This window comes from Pseudoduganella sp. R-34, assembly GCF_049904655.1.
Classification (GTDB): Bacteria; Pseudomonadota; Gammaproteobacteria; order Burkholderiales; family Burkholderiaceae_D; genus Rugamonas.
In genome coordinates this window covers 1,791,971-1,811,000 of the sequence record NZ_CP184572.1, presented here as the reverse complement: position 1 = coordinate 1,811,000, position 19,030 = coordinate 1,791,971, and the positions used below count along the sequence as shown (strand labels likewise).

Annotated in this window: 16 protein-coding genes; 3 read left to right on the top strand and 13 right to left on the bottom strand. The window is 62.6% G+C overall.

The window, feature by feature from the left end; genetic code table 11:
- Window position 1: 1 nt before the first annotated feature.
- The 3 genes from glnL to glnA form a co-directional block, all read right to left on the bottom strand.
- Window positions 2-1,093 carry a nitrogen regulation protein NR(II) gene (glnL, locus tag ACN9MW_RS08460; RefSeq protein WP_426169744.1) on the bottom strand — a complete coding sequence of 364 codons (1,092 nt, stop codon included), beginning with the start codon at window positions 1,091-1,093 and terminating at the stop codon, window positions 2-4.
- Window positions 1,090-1,575 (bottom strand): DUF4124 domain-containing protein, encoded by a 486-nt coding sequence (locus ACN9MW_RS08455; protein ID WP_426169741.1) that lies wholly within the window; start codon window positions 1,573-1,575, stop codon window positions 1,090-1,092. Before ACN9MW_RS08455 ends, glnL begins: the two co-directional genes overlap by 4 nt.
- Before the next feature lie 99 nt (window positions 1,576-1,674).
- Window positions 1,675-3,090, bottom strand: a complete 1,416-nt coding sequence (glnA, locus tag ACN9MW_RS08450; protein ID WP_090437322.1) for a type I glutamate--ammonia ligase — start codon at window positions 3,088-3,090, stop codon at window positions 1,675-1,677.
- A gap of 217 nt (window positions 3,091-3,307) precedes the next feature.
- On the opposite strand from glnA, the gene ACN9MW_RS08445 reads away from it, so the two are divergent.
- Entirely contained in the window at window positions 3,308-3,769 is a 462-nt protein-coding gene (locus ACN9MW_RS08445; protein WP_426169737.1) for a rhodanese-like domain-containing protein, read from the top strand.
- Window positions 3,770-3,859: 90 nt separating this feature from the next.
- Here the strand turns inward: ACN9MW_RS08445 and ACN9MW_RS08440 are convergent, their stop codons facing one another.
- The 8 genes from ACN9MW_RS08440 to ACN9MW_RS08405 form a co-directional block, all read right to left on the bottom strand.
- Window positions 3,860-6,352 carry a TonB-dependent receptor plug domain-containing protein gene (locus ACN9MW_RS08440; RefSeq protein ID WP_426169735.1) on the bottom strand — a complete coding sequence of 831 codons (2,493 nt, stop codon included), beginning with the start codon at window positions 6,350-6,352 and terminating at the stop codon, window positions 3,860-3,862.
- 106 nt (window positions 6,353-6,458) lie between these two features.
- Window positions 6,459-7,757: a TAXI family TRAP transporter solute-binding subunit gene (locus ACN9MW_RS08435; RefSeq protein WP_426169732.1), complete on the bottom strand. Its 1,299-nt coding sequence runs from the start codon at window positions 7,755-7,757 to the stop codon at window positions 6,459-6,461.
- A 153-nt stretch (window positions 7,758-7,910) separates the two neighbouring features.
- The gene (locus ACN9MW_RS08430; RefSeq protein WP_426169730.1) at window positions 7,911-11,120 is read right to left on the bottom strand and encodes a transglycosylase domain-containing protein; all 3,210 of its coding nucleotides are present in this window, start codon (window positions 11,118-11,120) and stop codon (window positions 7,911-7,913) included.
- Between the two features lie 311 nt (window positions 11,121-11,431).
- Window positions 11,432-12,217 (bottom strand): competence/damage-inducible protein A, encoded by a 786-nt coding sequence (locus ACN9MW_RS08425; RefSeq protein ID WP_426169728.1) that lies wholly within the window; start codon window positions 12,215-12,217, stop codon window positions 11,432-11,434.
- Window positions 12,202-13,029: an EI24 domain-containing protein gene (locus tag ACN9MW_RS08420; protein ID WP_426169726.1), complete on the bottom strand. Its 828-nt coding sequence runs from the start codon at window positions 13,027-13,029 to the stop codon at window positions 12,202-12,204. Before ACN9MW_RS08420 ends, ACN9MW_RS08425 begins: the two co-directional genes overlap by 16 nt.
- Window positions 13,029-13,994, bottom strand: a complete 966-nt coding sequence (locus tag ACN9MW_RS08415) for a sterol desaturase family protein (protein WP_426169723.1) — start codon at window positions 13,992-13,994, stop codon at window positions 13,029-13,031. The genes ACN9MW_RS08420 and ACN9MW_RS08415 overlap by 1 nt, the downstream gene beginning before the upstream one ends.
- The gene (locus tag ACN9MW_RS08410) at window positions 13,991-14,770 is read right to left on the bottom strand and encodes a polysaccharide deacetylase family protein (RefSeq protein WP_426169721.1); all 780 of its coding nucleotides are present in this window, start codon (window positions 14,768-14,770) and stop codon (window positions 13,991-13,993) included. The genes ACN9MW_RS08415 and ACN9MW_RS08410 overlap by 4 nt, the downstream gene beginning before the upstream one ends.
- Window positions 14,770-15,738 (bottom strand): cytochrome D1 domain-containing protein, encoded by a 969-nt coding sequence (locus tag ACN9MW_RS08405; RefSeq protein WP_426169718.1) that lies wholly within the window; start codon window positions 15,736-15,738, stop codon window positions 14,770-14,772. Before ACN9MW_RS08405 ends, ACN9MW_RS08410 begins: the two co-directional genes overlap by 1 nt.
- Window positions 15,739-15,879: 141 nt before the next feature.
- Between ACN9MW_RS08405 and ACN9MW_RS08400 the strand changes: the two genes are divergently transcribed.
- Window positions 15,880-16,236: an FKBP-type peptidyl-prolyl cis-trans isomerase gene (locus ACN9MW_RS08400; protein WP_057261771.1), complete on the top strand. Its 357-nt coding sequence runs from the start codon at window positions 15,880-15,882 to the stop codon at window positions 16,234-16,236.
- Window positions 16,237-16,257: 21 nt separating this feature from the next.
- Here ACN9MW_RS08400 and ACN9MW_RS08395 read toward each other — a convergent pair whose 3' ends face one another.
- Together ACN9MW_RS08395 and ACN9MW_RS08390 are read right to left on the bottom strand one after the other, a co-directional pair.
- The gene (locus ACN9MW_RS08395) at window positions 16,258-17,016 is read right to left on the bottom strand and encodes an anti-sigma factor family protein (RefSeq protein WP_426169715.1); all 759 of its coding nucleotides are present in this window, start codon (window positions 17,014-17,016) and stop codon (window positions 16,258-16,260) included.
- The gene (locus tag ACN9MW_RS08390) at window positions 17,013-17,516 is read right to left on the bottom strand and encodes an RNA polymerase sigma factor (protein ID WP_130315233.1); all 504 of its coding nucleotides are present in this window, start codon (window positions 17,514-17,516) and stop codon (window positions 17,013-17,015) included. Before ACN9MW_RS08390 ends, ACN9MW_RS08395 begins: the two co-directional genes overlap by 4 nt.
- A gap of 89 nt (window positions 17,517-17,605) precedes the next feature.
- On the opposite strand from ACN9MW_RS08390, the gene ACN9MW_RS08385 reads away from it, so the two are divergent.
- Complete coding sequence (locus tag ACN9MW_RS08385; protein WP_426169711.1) at window positions 17,606-18,973, top strand: S8 family serine peptidase; 1,368 nt, start codon at window positions 17,606-17,608, stop codon at window positions 18,971-18,973.
- The last annotated feature ends 57 nt before the right edge of the window (window positions 18,974-19,030 follow it).

Genomic DNA, 19,030 nt, shown 5'->3' with positions numbered 1-19,030 from the left:
ATCAAGGCAAAGGCAATAAGATTCTGAAGTCCGTTTGACCAGGCCTGCTTTCGCATTCGATAACACCCATGTGCTGTTGCACGAAGGTTTGCGCCAGCGTCAGTCCCAGGCCGCTGCCGCCATCCCTGCCCGACACCAGCGGGTAGAAAATGCGGTCGCGGATCTGGGGCGGGATGCCCGGTCCGTTATCGATGATATGCAAATCTAATGCCAGCTGATAACGCACCTTCGCCAGCGTCATCTGGCGCGCCACACGGGTGCGGAAAATGATCTCGGCATCGCCCTGCTCGATGCGCGCCGCCAGCGCTTGCGCGGCATTGTGGGCGATGTTCAGGACCGTCTGGATCAACTGCTCCTTGTCGCCGCGGAATTCGGGCAAGGAAGCGTCGTAGTCGCGGCGGATGGTGAGCCCGACCGGGAATTCGGCCAGGATCAGGCTGCGCACCCGCTCCAGCACTTCGTGGATATTGACGTCGCCCACGATGTGCGGCCGGCGGTGCGGCGCCAGCAGGCGGTCCACCAGCGTTTGCAGGCGGTCCGCTTCCTTGATGATGACCTGGGTGTATTCGCGCAGCTGCGTCAGGTGCAGCGGCGGCAGTTCCATTTCCAGCAGTTGGGCAGCGCCGCGGATGCCGCCCAGCGGGTTCTTGATTTCGTGCGCCAGGTTGCGGATCAGCTCCTTGTTGACCTGGCTCTGGTCCATCAGGCGTTCTTCGCGGTCCTGCTTCATCTGCTGCACGATCTCGCGCAGCTCGATCATCACGGCGCCATCCGGCTCGTCCAGCGCGCTGGCGATGATGTGCACGTGCAGCGCTTCACGCCCGCTGCGTTCCAGCACCAGCTCTTGCCGTACGTCGGAGAATTTGTGCTCGCGCGCCTGCGCGATGATGTTCTCAAGCTCCAGCGGCGCTGCAAACAGGCCGCCCAGCGGCTGGCGCGCCAGGGCTTTCAGCGACGATTCCAGCAGGTTTTCGCCAGCCGCGTTGAGGTACAGGATATGGCCGCCGCCATCGACGATGACAACGGCCGATGCCAGCAGGTCCAGCCCTGCCAGTTCAGCGGGCCGGATGCTGGCAGGGCTGTCTGGGGTCATTTTATATTGGCAAGCTCGCGCTTCAGCGCTTCCACGTTCGATTCCGCACGCGCGATGCTGTCCTTCAGGCCAGTTACGCGCTCCTGGTACTTGGCGGCGTTGCGCTCGTCGGCCCGGCGTTCAGGTTCGCCGTTGTTGAATTCCTTGCGCAAATCCGCCAGCTTACGGTTTTCGGTGTTGAGCTCATCGGTCAGGATGGCGCGGCGGTCCGCATCGCGGGCTTTCTGCTCCGAGCTTTCCACGCGCGGGAAGTTGGCTGGCGCTATGGCAGGTGCGGACGGCGTCGAGCCGCGGCGCGCGCCGCCCGGCGCGGGAATGGTGGCGCCCGGCAGGTCCAGCGTCTTGCAATTCTTCCCCTTGCGGGTATCGGTCAGTTCCTTGCGGCCATCGGCATCCACGCAGAGAAAAATTTGCTGCGCCTGCGCTGCGCCACTCACGGCCAGCAACGCCAGCCCATGTAATACGAGAGTGCGAGTGTTCATGCCCCGACTATACAACATCCGAAAAAAAACGCGAGGAAAGCAAGCTGCTGGCCTCGCGTTTTTGTTGACTGCCGGTTAATTCCGACAATCGTCCCCTGATTACAGGGAGTAGTACATGTCGAACTCGACCGGGTGAGTGGTCTGGCGCATGCGGGTCACTTCGGTCATCTTCAGTTCGATGTAGGCATCGATCATCGAATCGGTGAACACGCCGCCGCGGGTCAGGAACTCACGGTCCTTGTTCAGGTGATCCAGGGCTTCTTCCAGGGATGCGCAGACGGTTGGGATCAGTGCATCTTCTTCCGGTGGCAGGTGGTACAGGTCCTTGGACGCTGCTTCGCCTGGGTGGATCTTGTTCTGCACGCCGTCCAGGCCGGCCATCATCAGTGCAGCGAAGCACAGGTATGGGTTGGCCAGCGGGTCCGGGAAGCGGGTTTCGATGCGGCGGCCTTTTGGATTGGCCACGTGTGGAATACGGATCGAAGCCGAACGGTTACGTGCGGAGTAAGCCAGTTTCACTGGAGCTTCGTAGCCTGGCACCAGGCGCTTGTACGAGTTGGTGCCTGGGTTGGTGATCGCGTTCAGTGCCTTGGCGTGCTTGATGATGCCGCCGATGTAGTACAGCGCGAAGTCGGACAGGCCGGCATAGCCGTCGCCGGCGAACAGGTTCTTGCCGTCTTTCCAGATCGACTGGTGCACGTGCATGCCCGAGCCGTTGTCGCCAACCACTGGCTTAGGCATGAAGGTAGCGGTCTTGCCGTAGGAGTGGGCAACGTTCCACACTACGTATTTCAGGTTCTGGGTCCAGTCGGCGCGCTCGACCAGGGTCGAGAACTTGGTGCCGATTTCGTTCTGGCCGGCGCCGGCCACTTCGTGGTGGTGCACTTCGACCGGGATGCCCATCGATTCCAGGATCAGGCACATTTCGGAGCGCATGTCCTGGAAGGAGTCGACTGGAGGCACTGGGAAGTAGCCGCCCTTCACGGTTGGACGGTGGCCGGAGTTGCCGCCGTCGATGTCCTTGTCGGTCGACCACGAAGCTTCGTCGGAGTCGATCTTGACCATGGCGCCGGACATGTCGATCTTCCACTTCACGGAGTCGAAGATGAAGAATTCTGGCTCTGGGCCGAAGTAGGCGGTGTCGCCCAGGCCGGAGGATTTCAGGTAGGCTTCAGCGCGCTTGGCGATGGAGCGCGGGTCGCGGTCGTAACCCTTGCCGTCCGACGGTTCGATCACGTCGCACTGCATGAACAGGGTGGTTTCTTCGAAGAATGGGTCGATGTTGGCGGTCGCAGGATCCGGCAGCAGGATCATGTCGGAAGCTTCAATGCCTTTCCAGCCGGCGATGGAAGAACCGTCGAAAGCGTGGCCCGATTCAAATTTGTCGATGTCGAAATGGGACACAGGCACGGTTACGTGCTGTTCCTTGCCACGGGTATCGGCGAAACGGAAGTCCACGAACTTGACTTCGTGCTCTTGTACCATCTTCAGAACGTCTGCGGCGGTCAGTGCCATTACATATCTCCTAAGTGAAAAAACTGCCGCGACCACTTGGGTGCGGCGAACGCTGGTGGTACATTAAGCAGGTATCATGCCAGCCAATTCCATGCTACCAACACGCAAAAGGCGCACCATGCGGGTGCATCTGCCGATTACCGCACCACTGTGGTGCATATTTGCACCAATTGAAGCAAATGCATCGTTGTGGTGCAGTCATCATAAAGGAAAAACCATGAGTTCCACCGCCGAAATCCTCGACCGTGCACGCAAACGCGACACTTCCCTGCCCTATGCCGGTGCGGTGACCCCGCATGAGGCATACGAGCTGCTGAAATGCGATCCGCATGTGCGCCTGGTCGATGTGCGGACCAATGCCGAGCGCGATTGGGTGGGGCGCGTGGCGATTCCGGCCGAGCAGCATCATGCGGCGCAGTGGAACGTCTATCCGGGCGGGACGCCCAATCCTGACTTCCTGGGCCAGTTGGCGGCGGCGGTGCCTGGCAAGGACACAGTGATTGTGTTCCTGTGCCGTTCTGGCGTGCGTTCGCGCCATGCGGCCAAGGCGGCGACCGAGGCCGGCTACACCCAGTGCTACGACATCCTGGAAGGCTTCGAAGGCGACAAGGATGCCGAAGGCCACCGCAAGAACGTGGGCGGCTGGTGCAAGGCAGGCCTGCCCTGGGCGGGCGCGTAAGAATTAAATGGGCATCGGGATAGTTCAATATCGCCGATGCCCATCATCTCTCCGGTGTAACTGCCGCCTATCCGATCCGCGGCTTCTGGGTTAAAGCGCGTAGTTCAAACGTGCATAGACAAAGCGCCCCGAGCGGCCAAACGGCGAGTAATTGGAATATGGCGCATTGCCGGTGCCATTCAACAACGCTGGATACGGATCCGGATACTGGTCGAACAGGTTCTCCGCACCCAGCGCTGCAGTCAGGCGCTGCGTGATCTTGTAGCGCCCTTCCACGTCAACCAAAGTCTTCGGCGTCATCCAGTGATCGCGTGCCGGATTCGCATCCGGTTGCAACACCTTGCCGTAGCGCGTGGCGCGGAAGGTGCCACTCCAGTTGCCCAGCGTATGGTTCACGCTGGCCGTGAACTTGGTCTGCGGCGTGCCATGTTCAAAGGTCAGCACGTTCACGCGGTCGAACAGCGGGGGCGCAGGATTCAGCGCGGCCAATTGCGCAGTCACCGGCACCTTGGTCACTTCGGTCTTGGTGTAATTGCCCGCCAGAGTGAAGTCGAACTTGCCCACGTTGCCTGCATTCCATGGATAGTTGGCCACCACGTCCACGCCGCGCGTCGTCGTGTTCACGCCGTTGATGAAGAAGCGCCCGCCGCCGATGCCGATGAAGCCCAGCGATGTCAGGTAGTTCCGCACATTGTCCTGCAGCAGGTTCTCAGACAACACGATGCGGTCACGGATCTTGATCTGGAACGCATCCACCGTCAGGCTGGCCTTGCCCATCTTGCCGACCGCGCCCAGCGAGAAGTTGGTCGACTTTTCGGCATCGAGCGGCTTGGCGCCCAGCGCCACTGCAGCCGGATCACTAGGCTTGAAGGTGGTGATGTCGTATGGCACGCCGCCAACGAAGTTGGTCGCCGTGGAGGTAAAGAACTGCTGCTGCGGCGACGGTGCGCGGAAACCATTTTGCGCCGAACCGCGCAGTGCAAACGATGGCGAGAAGTTGTAGCGGGCCGCCAGCTTGCCCGACCAGTTGTTGCCGAAGTCCGTGTAATGCTCGCCGCGCACTGCGGCCGATGCCAACAGGTTCTGCGTCAGGTTCGCTTCCACGTCGACATATACCGAGTAGGCCTTGCGGTTGGCATCCGATTCATCACTCGGACGGAAGCCTGGGAAGACCTGCGAACCGGAAGCCGTAGGCCGTGGCGTTTGCGCCGCCGGCGGCGGCAGCGGCGGCAGCGTCACTCCACCGTTACGCCAGGAGTCAGGCTCGCCTGCATGCAGTGCGTAGCCTTCGCGACGCGCTTCCGCGCCAACGGCCACATTGAGCGGCGACGACAGGCCTACTTCGTACTGCCGCACGCCAGACAGGTTCAAGGTGAGCTGGTCGTACTTGAAACCGCCTGCATCGAAGACAGTCTTGGAGGACGGGCCAAGGGAACGGTTCAGCGTGTTCTCGATGGTGAAGTCCATCCGGTTGTCGCCGTAAGTCACGGATGCATCCATGTCCCACTCGCCGGCGGTCCAGGTGGCGCCGAAGGCGGCACTGAAGTCCGATACTGCCGGCGCGATGATCGGCAGGAAGCCATTTGGATAAATCTCGATCGTATTGTTGTCCTGCTGGGCGCGGCGGAAGAAGCCGCCCGAACGCGCATCGCGGTCCTGGTAGCTGGTCCAGCCATACAGCTTGACGCCGCCTGCCAGGTTGTAGCCGGCGTTGGCGAAGAAGGTACTCTGCGTCAGCTCAGGCTCGCCGTACCAGGCGTTGAAGCGGTTGAAGTTCGCTTCGCGCGGATCGAAGGCGCCGTTTACCAGCGGATATTGCTGGCGTACGTCCCAGCCGGAACGCTCGGTATGATCCTGCCGCTTGCGCTCCAGCGCGAGAGTCAGGAAGCCGCTCTCGCCCAGCTCCATGCCCTTCCACAGGCTGAGATTGAGCGTATTGCCGTCCTTGCGCTTGCGCGAATCTTCGACGCCCCAGGTGGCGCCGGCCGGCGGCGTGCCTGGATTGAAGTTGTACTCGGTATCGCGACGGCCATAGCTCACGCTGGCTTCGCCGCCGGTGCGATCGGTGCGCAGGCGCACGTTGATCACGCCGGCAATCGCGTCAGAGCCGTATTGTGCGGACGCGCCATCGCGCAGCACTTCAATGGTCTTCACAATACCGGCCGGGATGGTATTCATGTCCACCGCTGCCGAACCGCGGCCGATAGTGCCATTCAGGTTCACCAGCGATGAAGTGTGGCGGCGCTTGGAGTTGACCAGCACCAGGGTCTGGTCGGGCGCCAGGCCGCGCAGGGTGGCCGGGCGGATGGTGTCGGTACCGTCGGCCAGGCCCGGACGCGGAAAATTCAATGAAGGCAGCGCCACGGACAGCGCTTGCGTCACTTCCGGCACACCGGCATTCTTGATGCTGTCGGCGCTGATGACGTCCACCGGTGCGGTGGTGTCGAGCACAGTGCGGTTGGAGACCCGGGTACCGGTCACCACCACCGTCGCGGTTTCGCCGGCGGGCGCTTCCTGCGCCCATGCGGCATTGGTGAAAAGTGATGCAACTGCGATTGCCAGAACCTGTTTTTTTGGTGCCATAGCTACCCCTTGTTGTTAAACCAGTTTCACTCCCCGGCTTATCTTTGAGGTAACTGTAAGCAACTGTCAATTAAGGGTCTCGCGGATACAACACTTTCAAGGTGTTTTACGTGTTTGTACGTAGCTTCTGCCGCACGAACTCGATGTGGTTGCGCAAGCCGTAGAACTCATCGGCAAAGGATAGCGGCACGGTGAGACGGTTGACCCGTTCTTCGATCTGGTCCAGGCGGTGCAGCAGCTCATCGCGCGGCTTGCCCTCATCGACACCTTGCTCCACCGAGCGCAGTTGTCCATACCAGCGGTAGACGCGCGAGCGGATGCGCCAGACGTAGATCGGCGGCACGACTTTCGACAGCGGCAGGATCAGGGCGCCGGCGGCCAGCACCACCACCCACAGGCGATCGAACAGGTTGGCCAGCCAGAAGGTCATGTAGCGCTGCAGGAACGGCGGGCCATCCTTGTAGAACTTGGCCGCTTCGCGCGCGACCGGGATCTCGGTATAGCGCGGTGAAGGGAACTGGCCCTGCTGCTGGAACCAGCCCGCCCCGCTATGGATGCCGCTGGCGGCCTGCACGAACAAGTCGATCAAGGCCGGGTGCAAGTCTTCGCGCGCCACCAGGGTGGCGGTTGGTGCGATCAGGTGGTAGTCGCGAGCCGGCAGGTCGCGGCCCAGGTCGACGATGCCGCGCGGCAGGGTGACATGGGTCAGGAACGGCAGCCGGCGCGCATAGGCTTCGGCCTGGGTGAAGTTGAACAGCTTGATCCCGGGCGTCATCAACAGCATCTGGATCAGCGGGTCGTCCGGCGCCGCTGCGAATACCAGGGCATCGATGCGCCCTTCCAGCAGTTCCACCGTGGCGGGCGTGTTTTCCAGGTCGCTGGCGATGATGTCGCCGTTGTGGACGCCGTTAATCTGCAGTACCTGGCGGAACAGGCGCGGCACGCCGCTGCCTTCGGGGCCGAGGTTGACCTTCAGTCCTTTGAGGCGGGTCAGGCTGTTGACGGCTTTCTTCTCGCGCATGAAGAGCCACACAGGTTCGGTGAACAGGCTGCCCAGCGAGACCAGGCCGGTGCGTTCGGCTTCGGCTTCGTTGGTGGAGCCGCTTTGCACGAAGGCGATGTCGGTTTCGCCTTTGTTCAGGCGCTGCAGGTTTTCCTGCGAGCCCTGGCTTTGCTGCAGGACGACCTTGATGCCGTGCTTGGCCATCGCTTGCGCGTAGCGCTTGCCGATATTTTCGTAGGCGCTGTTTTCCTGCCCGGTGGAGAGCTTGACCACCCGCGGCGGGGTGGGGTCGATGATCCAGTAGGCCAGTGCGCAGGCGCCGGCGATCAGCAGGATGGTGGGGGCGAACGAGACCAGCAGGTCGCGCAGGCTGATGCGGGTGAACTTGGTGATGAGTTTCATTCGCGCATTTTAAACCGGTAACCCGGTGTCTGACCCGCAGGGTCAGACACCGTCAGTGCGGCGGCCGCTGACGGGGTTTGAGGCTTTTGACTTTCGACGAAGATCAACGGCGCACAACCCAAGCCCTCGGCCTGGAGACCCAGGTTTACCGGTTTAGCGCGCGCCGCAGGCGCGCAGCGGCGCGGCGGGAGCTGCAGCGGAAGTCGCCGCCACCAAAGCCGCCGTGGCCACCGGCTGCACGCCGCCCGGCGCCCCAGCCGCCATCGCGGTGACAACCGGCGCCGCCTTCTGCGCATTCGGCTCGATCAGCGGCATTAGCGAAGGTGCCAGCACCGTCAGCAGCTGCACCGGCAGCGCCGAAGTAAAGTCGTAGTTCTTCGACTCCGGCCCGTGCACATACGCCGTCATCGAGCCAAAGAAGCGCTCCCCGATATTGAATACAAACGTCGCCGAACGGTTCACATAGCGCGACTCGATCAGGCGCCCGCCCGCCGCATACACGTCAAAGCGCTGGTCGCCGGTACCGGTCTTGCCGCCCACAGGAATGATCTGCCCGTCCGAGCCGACGAAAGCGGACTTCACGCGCCGCGCCGTACCATCCGACACCACTTCACGGATCGCGTCGGCCACGGCACGCGCCACTTCCGGCGTCAGCACCTGCTCGTTAGTAGAGGACTTGTTGCGCGCCACCGTCGTTTCATACGGCGTGCCTGCCGCAAAGTGCAGCGACTCGATGCGCTGGGTAGTCTTGCGCACGCCGCCGTTGACGATGATCCCCATCATCTCGGCCAGTGCGGCCGGACGATCGGCCGACGCGCCCAGCGTGGTCGCATACGATGGCACCAGCGAATCGAACGGATAGCCCATCTTCTTCCACTGGCGGTGGATGCCCATGAAGGCCTCCATCTCCAGCAGGCCGGCGATGCGCTTGTCCTGCGCGTACTTGTGATGGGTCTTGAACAGCCACTGGTAAACCTCCTGGCGCTCCTTCTCGCTGGCGGCCACCACGTCGGACAACGAAGCCCCTTCGTTCTGGTGCAGGTAAGCCACCAGCCACAATTCCAGCGGGTGCACGGCAGCCAGGTAACCGCGGTCGGCCAGGTTCCATTTGTCCATCGCGTATTGCTCGTACATCTTCGCCAGCCGCTCTTCCGGCACATCGTTCTGCACCTTCAGGTTTTCGTTCACGAACTTGTCGAACTCCGCCAGCGTCGCGTTTGGATATACGGTGCGGTGGATATTCGCCAGGCGCACCGGGGTCGGGCGGATCGTATCGAGCAGGATGGCATCGAGCTCCGACGTCTTCTTGCCCTTGTACTTGGCGTAGAAGCGATACAGGAATTCCTTGCCTTCCTTGTCGGCGAAGCGCGCCAGGTAGGCCGCGCGGCGCGGATCGTCGGAATCGGTCAGCAGGGTCTGCGAGGAGCCCGGCATCTGGAAGGAGTAATACTTGACCACGTCGCGCATCAGGCGCACGAACACCAGGTTGGTGGAGCGGCGCAGCGCTTCGCGCACGGTCATGATCTTGAAGTCGTCGTCCTTGCTGAAGTTGCCGAAGTAATGCAGGCCACCGCCGGTGAAGAAGCCCTCGCCAGGATTGGCCGAGTACTTGCGCTCCAGCGCCGCCTGCAGCATGTCAGGCAGGTTGCGCTTGTCCTTCGGCGTCATGGTCAGGTACTCGATGCCCCAGGTCGTCAGGCGGTCGCGCTGGTCGACGCTGACCTTCTTCAGTTCCGCCACCTCCATCTGGCCATACTTCTTGTACAGCTGGTCTACGATGTCCATGTAGGTGACAAGGGTGCGCAGCTTGGCGGTGGAGCCCAGGTCCAGCTTGGCGCCTTCGTTGATGTCCAGCGGCTGGTCGTAGTTATCGGTCTGCACGCGCAGGTAGTTGGCGTGCTCGCCGCGCTCCAGCAGCGTGAAGCTGTACACCACGTTGGCCGGGTCGCCATTGCCCAGCATGCCCTTGCCGGTCAGGCCAGCCTGCACGGCGGTCTCCGGCTCGCGCAACTGGCGCAGCATGGCGGTGACGGTTTTCTGGGTTTCCGCGTCGAGCGTGGTGTTCACCGACAGGTCGAGGCGGTCCAGGTTGTACATGCGGTTGTCGCCCAACAGGTTGGCCAGGTGCACGCGCACGGCGTTCGAGGCCTTCTTGGTGACATAGGTCATCGGCGGCGCAGCCTGCACGCCGTTGCCCTTGGCCGGGTGCAGCTTTTCCTTCAGCGCGGCGTCGCGCAGCTGCGGCGTGATGATGCCGGCGCTGGCCAGCAGGCGCAGGTGGCTGTTGGCCAGCGTCTCCAGGTCTTCATCGCCCTCGCCCAGGTAGTAGCTCGGGCGGCGCTGCGCGATCAGCAGTGACAGCGCTTCCTTGAAGGCCAGGGGACTGCCCGGCTGGTCCATCTTGCCGCCCAACAGGCGCTTTACCTCGTCGAAGTCGCGGCCGTACCAGACCCACATGCCGTCGCCCACGCCGTTCACCTCACCGTAGCCCGGTTTGGCCGACAGCGGCACGGTATTCAGGTAGTCGACCACGATCTGGCGCCGCACCTTGGTAGTGTCTTCGCCCTGCTGATAGGCTCGCAGCGAGGCCGAAATCATCTGCTGCAGCTTGTCCTTCATCGAGCCCGTGCGGCCTTCCGGAGAATGGCGATACTTCTCGATCTGGGTAGCCAGGGTGGAGCCGCCCGCCGCGCGGTGGCCGCCGGCGCCCACGGCGCTCGCGGTTTTTTCAAGGATGGCCTTGGACAGGCGATCCCATTCGACGGCCGGGTTGCGTTTCGGGTATTTGTTGTCCAGCAGCTCGCGGTTCTCGATGAACAGCAGGCTTTGCACCAGCGCGTTCGGCGCCTGCTCGAAGCTGCCGTAAATGCGCTCCGGATAGCTGGCAGTGAATAGAGGCTGTTCGCGGCAGTCGAAGATTGACAGGCCGGTGCGGGTCTTTTCGCGATAGGTCGCGAACACGCCCATGTCGGTCAGCTCCAGCATCTTCGGCGAGAAACGCGCCTGCGAAATGACTTCGTAATCGCGCGCCTTCAGCTTGTCCAGGTAATCCGGCAGGTTGGCGTAGCCAAGGCGCTCGTCGTATGGGCTGTCGTGCGGGAAGCGGATCGACTTGCTCGGCCCCGGTTCCACCTTGTAGGTCAGCTTGCCGACCAGGTCGGTGAACACTTTCGCCTGCATCGTCGAGGTGCGGGTCTCGTGATAGCCCCAGAATCCGCCCACGGTCAGCAGCACCAGGATCAGCACAATCAGCGCATTGCGCAAGCGCGAACCCTTCTTCGGTTCAGATGGAGGTGGCAGTGCTGGCTCGGTTGGCGGGCTTGGTTCGAAGGAGCTTGATTCGTGATCTTGTTGGGAAGGCATAGGTACCGAGCGCAAACGCCGCCTGTTGCCGCCATATCCAATTGCTGCCGCGCCGGCGCGCATTTTGCGCACCGCTCGAACGACAACTCGGGGCCGGCGAAAACGACGATTGCTTAACATAGTGTTCAAACCGGACAGTACACGCAGAGTATTTCTGCTTGATTACCATTGCACCACATCGGCGCGCACTGCACGGGGCAACTCGCAAAATATTTAAACTTCGCGGTTCAGTTTCGCAAAAAAACAACGGCGCTTCACACGTTTGTAAGCGCCGTTGCAAGAGCAGTTAACACCCTTTTCACACTGTGGATTCAGGGCTTCGCGTACTCCACGTTCAGGGCATCGAGCTCACGGCACATTTGGGAAAATGCAGCCTCGCATTGGGGCGGATCGCCTTTCACGCCAAGCTCGATATGGCGCCTGGTGTTCGCATCGCCCACGCTTGGCAGGCTGAAGACCTTGATGCGCGGCCAGGCTGCTTCCAGGGCCAGCATCAGCGGAGTAAGCGCGGCTTCCGCTGCCTCGTACACTAACACCGATCGCTCAGCGCGAGGCTCACGATTGAACAGGTCGGTGTAGTGCGTGTCGAGCACCCATTCGATCATCGGCCACGCCATGACCGGGAAGCCGGGCACGAAGTAATGTGTTCCATGCACGAATCCGGCCACGTTGTTATACGGATTTGGAATAAGCGCAGCGCCTTGCGGGAATTCGGCCATTTGCAGGCGCTGCAGATTTTCCGCCGAAGCGAGATCGGCTACCTCGCCCTTCTCTTCAGCCACCTGGCGCACGCGCTGCTGGATGCTGTCTTTTGCGCCTTCGTGCAATACCAGCGGCAAGCCCAGTGCCGCAGCGGCGGCCTGCCGCGTATGGTCGTCCGGAGTGGCGCCGATGCCGCCGCAGGAGAACACGATATCGCCGCTGGCAAAGGTGCGCTTCAGGGTGGCGGTGATGCGCTCGCGGTCATCGCCCAGGAATTCGGCCCAGGACAGTTGCAAGCCGCGTGCCGCCAGCAGCTGCACCACTTTGGGGAAGTGCTGGTCGGTTCGCTTGCCGGAAAGGATTTCGTCGCCAATGATGATCAGTCCGATTCGCATAGGCTTTCCTCGAAGGGTTCATGGCGCAATTGCGCCAGCGCTTGCAGGCAATAATACTCAAACCACAGGCCGGTGAAGATGAAAATCACCACATACACCCAGATCGATGCGGCCAGCAGGATCGGGAAGAAGGCAATGGCAGCAGCCGCGCCGCCCACCCACACCAGTGCCGGCAGCGAGCCGGCCAGGCCGGACACCACGCCGATCGACATCAGCTGCCAGCGATGTTCGCGCTGCAGCTTGGACAGTTCTTCCGGGCTGGCATAGTCGGCCAGCGCGTCATAGCTCATCACGCGGCTGGTGAGCCAGCCCCACAGCAGCACCGTGGCCAGGCCGGCCAGCGGCGGGAAGATATACATCGGCAGGATGCACAGCCAGGCCACGACGAAGATGCCGAAGGCACCCAGCGCCTTGACGACGCCGCCCAGTATCGAACCGCCCTGCTTCTTTTCCAGCTGCGGGAAATGGCGCCCGCCGACGTGGCGCACGATGAACGGCATGGCAGCCACGCCGATGAAGATCATGGCCGTCACGATCATCAGCGGCAGCAGCAGCAGCAGCGCAAACAGCGGCACCACGATCGAGCGCAAGCCGCCCAGGCCGATCGATTGCAGCCAGTCGCTGGTGACGCGGTATACCTCGAATTCCACGAAGTGGCCGTGCAGCCAGTCCAGCAGCGGCTGCAGGCCAAGCCAGAGCAGCAATGCCCAGAGGGCGACTGACAAAATGAAAGGAACAATACTCAGCAATAAGATCTTGCCGTGGAACTGGGACAGCAGGGCCCTGCCATAAGCGTGGATAACAGCGCGCATTAACTCGGTTTCTTTCTCAAATATTCAAACATCCGCTTCAGGCCCAGCCATTGCTGGGCCCAGAAGCCGCGGCCGTAATCGCGGCCCGCCAACTGGTCACGCACGCCGGTCGCTTCGAAGCGCGGCGTGAAGTTAGCGGTGCGGAAAATAATGTCCCAGATCGGGAACAGCACGGCGAAATTACAACCACCCAGCGTGCCCTGGCCCTTCGATTCATGGCCGACGCCAATCGCGTGATGCATGCGGTGGTAGCGCGGCGACACCAGCAGCCGTTCGCCAATGCGGCCGAAGTGTATACGAACATTGGCGTGTTGTAAGCTTTGTACGATACGGGACAGCGATACGAGGAGCACGTACTGGCTTGGCGGCACGCCAATGGCCAGCGCCAGCACCGCCATAAAGACGTCGTGCAGCAGGTCGTCCAGCAAATGATTGCGGTCGTCGCTCCACAGGTTCATGTTCTGCTGGCTGTGGTGCAGGCTATGCAGTCCCCACCACCAGTTGAACTGGTGCTGGGCGCGGTGGAACCAGTAATCGAAAAAGTCCAGCACCAGCAGGTAGACGGCAAAGCTGGCCAGCGGGTGCATATTGGTGACCAGGTTTTCCAGGTTGAAGGGCTGCACGCCTTCCATGTGCAAGGCGCCGGAAATGGCGTCCATGACGGGATCGAGCGTAAAGAACAGCAGCAGCGGAATCAGGCCGATACGCTGCAGCACGGTGTAGATGAAGTCATTCCAGCGCGCGCGCTTGTCGCTGAACTGGTGCACCGGGATGGCCGCTTCCAGCGGGCGCAGCACCAGGTAGATCAGCAGCAGTTCGGCCATGCCGATCAGCAGCCATTCCGTGCCTTCAAAGGCTTCTTCGGTGATGTCGCCCATGCCGGAGTAATAAATCAGCGGCTGGATGGCGTTTTCAAACAGCCAGCCCTGGGCTTGGCCCAGGAGGTCCAGGAAGAATTGAATCATTTGCGGTAATCCGGGTGTTCTCTCAGGGTGGCGAAGCAGAAGCCTTTCTGCTTCAGGCCTTCAATCAGGGGTTCCAGGTTGGCCGGCGCCCATGGATCCTTGCGCGACCAGATGCCCATGTGGGCCATGAAGATGTCGCCGTCGCGCAGGCCGTCCAGGGCGCGCTTCAGCAATTGCGCGTTGGAGGCGCGTTCCACCGGCAGTTCGTCGCCGGAGAAGCCGGCGGGCGTGGCCCATCCCGCATGCTGGTAGCCGCAGGCCTTGCCGGCAGCCAGGGTGCGCGGGCTGGTCTTGCCGCCGGGAGCGCGCCAGAACGGGTCCAGCGCCTTGCCGGTCAGTTCCTGGAAGCGCTGGTCGACGCGGCGCAACTCTGCGCAGTACTGTTGCGAAGTCCAGTCCTGCACCTTGCCGGCGCGGGCGCCGAATTGCGGCTTGACGCTGATCTTGCCGTTGCCGGCGTCGCGCACGTAATAGGTGTGGTCGAAGGTGTGGCTGCCGAAGGCATGGCCCTCGGCGACGCGGGCGCGCCAGTAGGCTTGCCAGGACGGGTCCAGGCTGTAGTCGCCCTTGACGGTCTTTTCGTTCGCCAGGAAGAAGGTGGCCTTGACGTTTTGCCGCGCCAGGACCGTCGCGATCAGGTCGGCCTGCGACTGGCTGCCGGTGTCGAAGGTGAGGTAGATCGTGCCGCGGCATGCCGGCGCGGGCGCCTGCGCGGCGGCCGACGCGCCGGTGGCCGCCGCAGCGGCCAGTCCCAGCACGCATGCCTGCAACCGCATTACATCCTCGCGGACGAGTTGGCGAAGAAGACGCCGTGCGGCGAGCGGCCGACCGGGATCATCTTGACGACCTTCTTCTGCTGCAGGTCGATCACTGCCACTTTTTTAATCCAGCGCAGCGTGGCCCACATGTATTTCTTGTCGGCCGTGATTTCCATGCAATCGGGGCCGCCGGGCACGTCGATGGTGCCGACGTTCTCCAGCGTCTTCTGGTCGATGATGTTGATGGTATTCGACACCCGGTTCGACACATAGGTGTAGCGGCCATCGCCCAGCGCGCGGAAGTTGTGGGTGCCGGCGCCGGCCTTGATGCGCTTGACGGTCTGGCGGGTGCGCCAGTCGATTACTTCGACGTAGTCGCTGCCCATGATCCCGACCAGCAGGTATTTATCGTCCGGCGTCATGGCGATACCGGCCGGCAGCTTGCCGACCGGGATAGTCCACAGCACGTTCTGCGTCTTCAGGTCGACCGCGCTGACCTGGTCGCTGCCCTGCTGGGTGACGAAGGCCGTGGTGCTCTTGGCATCGAAGGCGATATGGCTGGGCAGCTTGGGCAGCGGAATCCGCTTGGCCAGGGTCATTTCCTTGCCGTTATACGAATAGACATCGAGCCGGTGCAAGCGCAGCGAAGTCGCGACGAACCATTTCTGGTCCGGCGAAAAGCCGATCTGGTATGGATCTAGGATATCCTTGACGTGGCGCTGCACCTGGCCGGTCACAGGGTCCAGGAAGACCAGCTCATTGCCCACGGCGCTGGCGACGATCAGCGACTTGTTATCGGGCGTGGCCATCAGGTGGTGGGGCTCTTTCCCCACCGGGAAGGTCTGCAGGCTCTTGTAGCTTACCTGGTCCAGCAACTGGACCGTGGCATCGCGCGAATTGAGCACGACGACGACGTTTGCCTGGACAGGCTGCACGCCTGCCAGCAAACCACATAAAACTGCTGCGCTACGGATACTGCGGAACATGAAAACTCGCTTATTGGTTAAGCCAACCAGTATTTTACGGTCAAACGTCTTGCATTAAGTTATTACCGACAACATTTAATGGGTATCGGCCGCGAATGGACTACAATCGCGGCCTAAGCCCCACATTTCTAAGGAATCCAAATGACTATCATCACTAACGCATCCGGCCTGCAATACGACGACATCAAGGTTGGCGATGGCGCGGAAGCAAAAGCTGGCCAGAACGTCACCGTCCATTACACCGGCTGGCTGCGCAACGACGACGGCAGCAAAGGCCCGAAATTCGATTCGTCCAAGGACCGCAATGATCCGTTCGAATTCGCCCTGGGTGCCGGCATGGTGATCCGCGGCTGGGATGAAGGCGTGCAAGGCATGAAGGTAGGCGGCACCCGCCAGCTGATCATCCCTGCTGAACTGGGCTATGGCTCGCGCGGCGCCGGCGGCGTGATTCCACCAAACGCCACCCTGATCTTCGACGTGGAACTGCTGGGCGTATAAGCCAGCCCTGCGACGGGAGGCCTAGCGCTGCCACTTGCGCTGCACGGCCTCCTGCTCCGCTTTTGCATCGAGTGGTTGGCCGGCAATACGCTGGTCGATCGCATCCAACACCTGCGTCGGCATGTCCGCCGCCGCCTGCCGGTATTCCCCCTGCTGGGCCTTGCCCTGGCTTTGCACCGCCAGCTGCACCTTCCATGCACCGCCCTGCTTGCAGGCCAGGCCCGACATATCCTGGGCCGTGGTGAAGCTGCGGCAGTAGCTGTTGTCCTGCGCCAGGAAGCTGGTGCCAATGCGCACCGGGCCGCCGCTGCCGGCCAGTTGCTGGTCCAGCGCCGTTGCCAGGCGGCCTTGCGCCACCAGCACGCCATCGCGGCTGGCCACCGTTTCGCCGCGGTCGATCGGCAGCATGCCGACGCCGTAATGGCCGGCCATCACGCCCACCATCAACATCGCCGCCAGCGCGCCCCACTCCGGCCATGACCAGCGCCGGCCACGAGTGGCCTTGCGGGCAGCCTGCTGCTCGGCCTCGCGCCGGGCGCGCACGGAATCGAGGCTGACCACCGTGGCCTGGCGCAGCGGCTGCGCCAGCCTTGGCGGCACCGCTTCCTCCGCCACCGGGGCAAAGGCGGCAAAGACGTCATTGCGCATGGCCTTGTGCTGGGCGACGCGGCGCGCCAGCGCGGCATCCTTGTGCATGGCTTCTTCCACTGCGCGGCGGGTGACTTCATCCAGCTCGCCGTCGGCATAGGCCATCAGGATTTCGTCGGAAAAACTCTTCATACTGTCCTCGCTTGTTCCGATAACATTTCTTGCAACGCGGTGCGGGCACGCGCCAGGCGGCTGGTCAGGGTGCCGACCGGAATATCCAGCACCTCGGCCGCCTCTTTATAAGGCAGCCCCTCCACCAGCACCAGGCCGACCACCAGCCGGTGCTCTTCGCTCAGCAGGCTGACGGCTTTTTGCACCGCCATGCGCTGCTGGTGCGCTTCGGCATAATCGTCGCCTACGTGCTCGCCTTCCTCCTCCGGCGCAAACAGTTCGCTGCGGCGGGTACGGGAACGCACTTCGTCGATCCAGGCATTTTTAATAATGCGGAACAACCAGCTATCCAGGCGGGTTCCCGGCTGGTAAGAGCTGCTGTGCAGGATGGCGCGCTCCACGGAGAGCTGGACCAGGTCGTCGGCATCCTCGCGGTGCCAGGCCAGGGTACGGGCGAAACGCCGCAGTCGCGGCAACAGTGTGGCGATTTCCTCGTGCAGGGCGCTATCGTTGTCCATCATATGAAGATAACGAACGGGATCGGGATTTTCTTCCCTCTCTCCGTCGTTAATACAGAATAGATACCGGTAGCTTATATTATCATCCGACCATGCCAACCTTGCGCCCGACTTATTCCCTGTTGCGTTCCTGCCGCTGCCTGCTGCTGGCCCTTGGCCTGCTGGCCGGCGCGGGGCCGGCGGCGGCGCAAATCGGCCTGCCTGGCTTGCCCCAGTTGCCCGGCGGCCTGCCATCCCGTCTTGGCGACAACGGCTTGCGCGACCGGCTGCGCGAAAAATTGCTGGACACGGCCGAACTGCCAGGCAAGGTGTCGCTGGACCAGCTCCGTGCGCTGAACATGCGCCAATTGCTGCAGCGGCATCCGGCGCAGCTTGAGCCGGATCCCGCCGGATTTCCTATTGTGCGCAAGGAAATCCTGGCCTGGTCGCCATCGGAGGCCGGACTTGCGGCAGCCGCCGCGGCCGGGCTGACGCTGACCGGCCGCCAGGAAATGCCGGAGGTCGGACAGGTGCTGGTGACCTTGCGGGTCCCCGATGGCATTGCCACGGCGGATGCGCTGGCCAGGCTGCGCGCCGCCGATCCTGATAGCAGCTACGATTTCAACCATGTGTATACAGGCGCCGGTGCGAACGATGCGCCAGATGCCGATCCGGCAGCGGCGCGAGACAATGCGGGCAGCTTGCCGCGCACTAAGCCAGCCCGCGCGGTTGGCGGCGATGTGCGCGTTGGCCTGGTGGACAGCGGCATCGATGGCAGCCACGAGGTTTTCGAGAACGCCCGCATCGTGCGCTGGGGCTGCGACGGAGCGGCCCATCCTGCGCCCCATGGCACGGCGGTAGGCGCCCTGATGATCGGCAAGTCCGAGCGCTTCACCGGCGCAGCGCCCGGCGCAAAACTCTATGCTGCAGATATATATTGCGACCAGCCGACCGGCGGCTCGGCCAGCCGGATCGTGCAGGCGCTGGCCTGGCTGGCGCGGGAACAGGTCGGGGTCATCAATATCAGCCTGGTCGGTCCGCCCAACCAGATGCTGGGCCGCGTGGTGCAGGCAATGGTGGCGCGCGGCCACTTGCTGGTAGCAGCAGTCGGCAACGACGGGCCGGCTGCACCGCCTTTATATCCGGCCAGCTACCCCGGCGTGATCGGCGTGACGGGCATCGATCCGAAGCGCCGCCCGCTGCCGGAAGCTGCGCGCGGCCCGCAAGTGATGTTCGCCGCGCCAGGCAGCCAGATGGCCGCAGCTGCCATCGGCACGCCGCCCTACAAACTTGTGCGCGGGACGAGTTTCGCCTCGCCGCTGGTGGCCGCGTTGCTGGCGCCGCGCCTGCCCACGCCCTCCCCGGCGCAGGCCGCCGAAGCGGTTTCCGCCCTCGCCGCCGACGCCAGCGCAGCCGGCGACGGCACCGGCCGCGGCGTGGTGGCCGAAAACCTGCGCGTTCCCCCTTCCGCCTTCCGCTGAAAAGAATCTGAAGTTTTTTTCGGATGGATGGAAGAAATCCATTTCCCGGTTCGTTCT

What these genes read in the sequence shown, in the direction of transcription:
- glnL (WP_426169744.1), bottom strand. Translation starts at nt 1,093, where the DNA reads ATGACCCCAGACAGCCCTGCCAGCATCCGGCCCGCTGAACTGGCAGGG.
- ACN9MW_RS08455 (WP_426169741.1), bottom strand. Translation starts at nt 1,575, where the DNA reads ATGAACACTCGCACTCTCGTATTACATGGGCTGGCGTTGCTGGCCGTG.
- glnA (WP_090437322.1), bottom strand. Translation starts at nt 3,090, where the DNA reads ATGGCACTGACCGCCGCAGACGTTCTGAAGATGGTACAAGAGCACGAA.
- ACN9MW_RS08445 (WP_426169737.1), top strand. Translation starts at nt 3,308, where the DNA reads ATGAGTTCCACCGCCGAAATCCTCGACCGTGCACGCAAACGCGACACT.
- ACN9MW_RS08440 (WP_426169735.1), bottom strand. Translation starts at nt 6,352, where the DNA reads ATGGCACCAAAAAAACAGGTTCTGGCAATCGCAGTTGCATCACTTTTC.
- ACN9MW_RS08435 (WP_426169732.1), bottom strand. Translation starts at nt 7,757, where the DNA reads ATGAAACTCATCACCAAGTTCACCCGCATCAGCCTGCGCGACCTGCTG.
- ACN9MW_RS08430 (WP_426169730.1), bottom strand. Translation starts at nt 11,120, where the DNA reads ATGCCTTCCCAACAAGATCACGAATCAAGCTCCTTCGAACCAAGCCCG.
- ACN9MW_RS08425 (WP_426169728.1), bottom strand. Translation starts at nt 12,217, where the DNA reads ATGCGAATCGGACTGATCATCATTGGCGACGAAATCCTTTCCGGCAAG.
- ACN9MW_RS08420 (WP_426169726.1), bottom strand. Translation starts at nt 13,029, where the DNA reads ATGCGCGCTGTTATCCACGCTTATGGCAGGGCCCTGCTGTCCCAGTTC.
- ACN9MW_RS08415 (WP_426169723.1), bottom strand. Translation starts at nt 13,994, where the DNA reads ATGATTCAATTCTTCCTGGACCTCCTGGGCCAAGCCCAGGGCTGGCTG.
- ACN9MW_RS08410 (WP_426169721.1), bottom strand. Translation starts at nt 14,770, where the DNA reads ATGCGGTTGCAGGCATGCGTGCTGGGACTGGCCGCTGCGGCGGCCACC.
- ACN9MW_RS08405 (WP_426169718.1), bottom strand. Translation starts at nt 15,738, where the DNA reads ATGTTCCGCAGTATCCGTAGCGCAGCAGTTTTATGTGGTTTGCTGGCA.
- ACN9MW_RS08400 (WP_057261771.1), top strand. Translation starts at nt 15,880, where the DNA reads ATGACTATCATCACTAACGCATCCGGCCTGCAATACGACGACATCAAG.
- ACN9MW_RS08395 (WP_426169715.1), bottom strand. Translation starts at nt 17,016, where the DNA reads ATGAAGAGTTTTTCCGACGAAATCCTGATGGCCTATGCCGACGGCGAG.
- ACN9MW_RS08390 (WP_130315233.1), bottom strand. Translation starts at nt 17,516, where the DNA reads ATGATGGACAACGATAGCGCCCTGCACGAGGAAATCGCCACACTGTTG.
- ACN9MW_RS08385 (WP_426169711.1), top strand. Translation starts at nt 17,606, where the DNA reads ATGCCAACCTTGCGCCCGACTTATTCCCTGTTGCGTTCCTGCCGCTGC.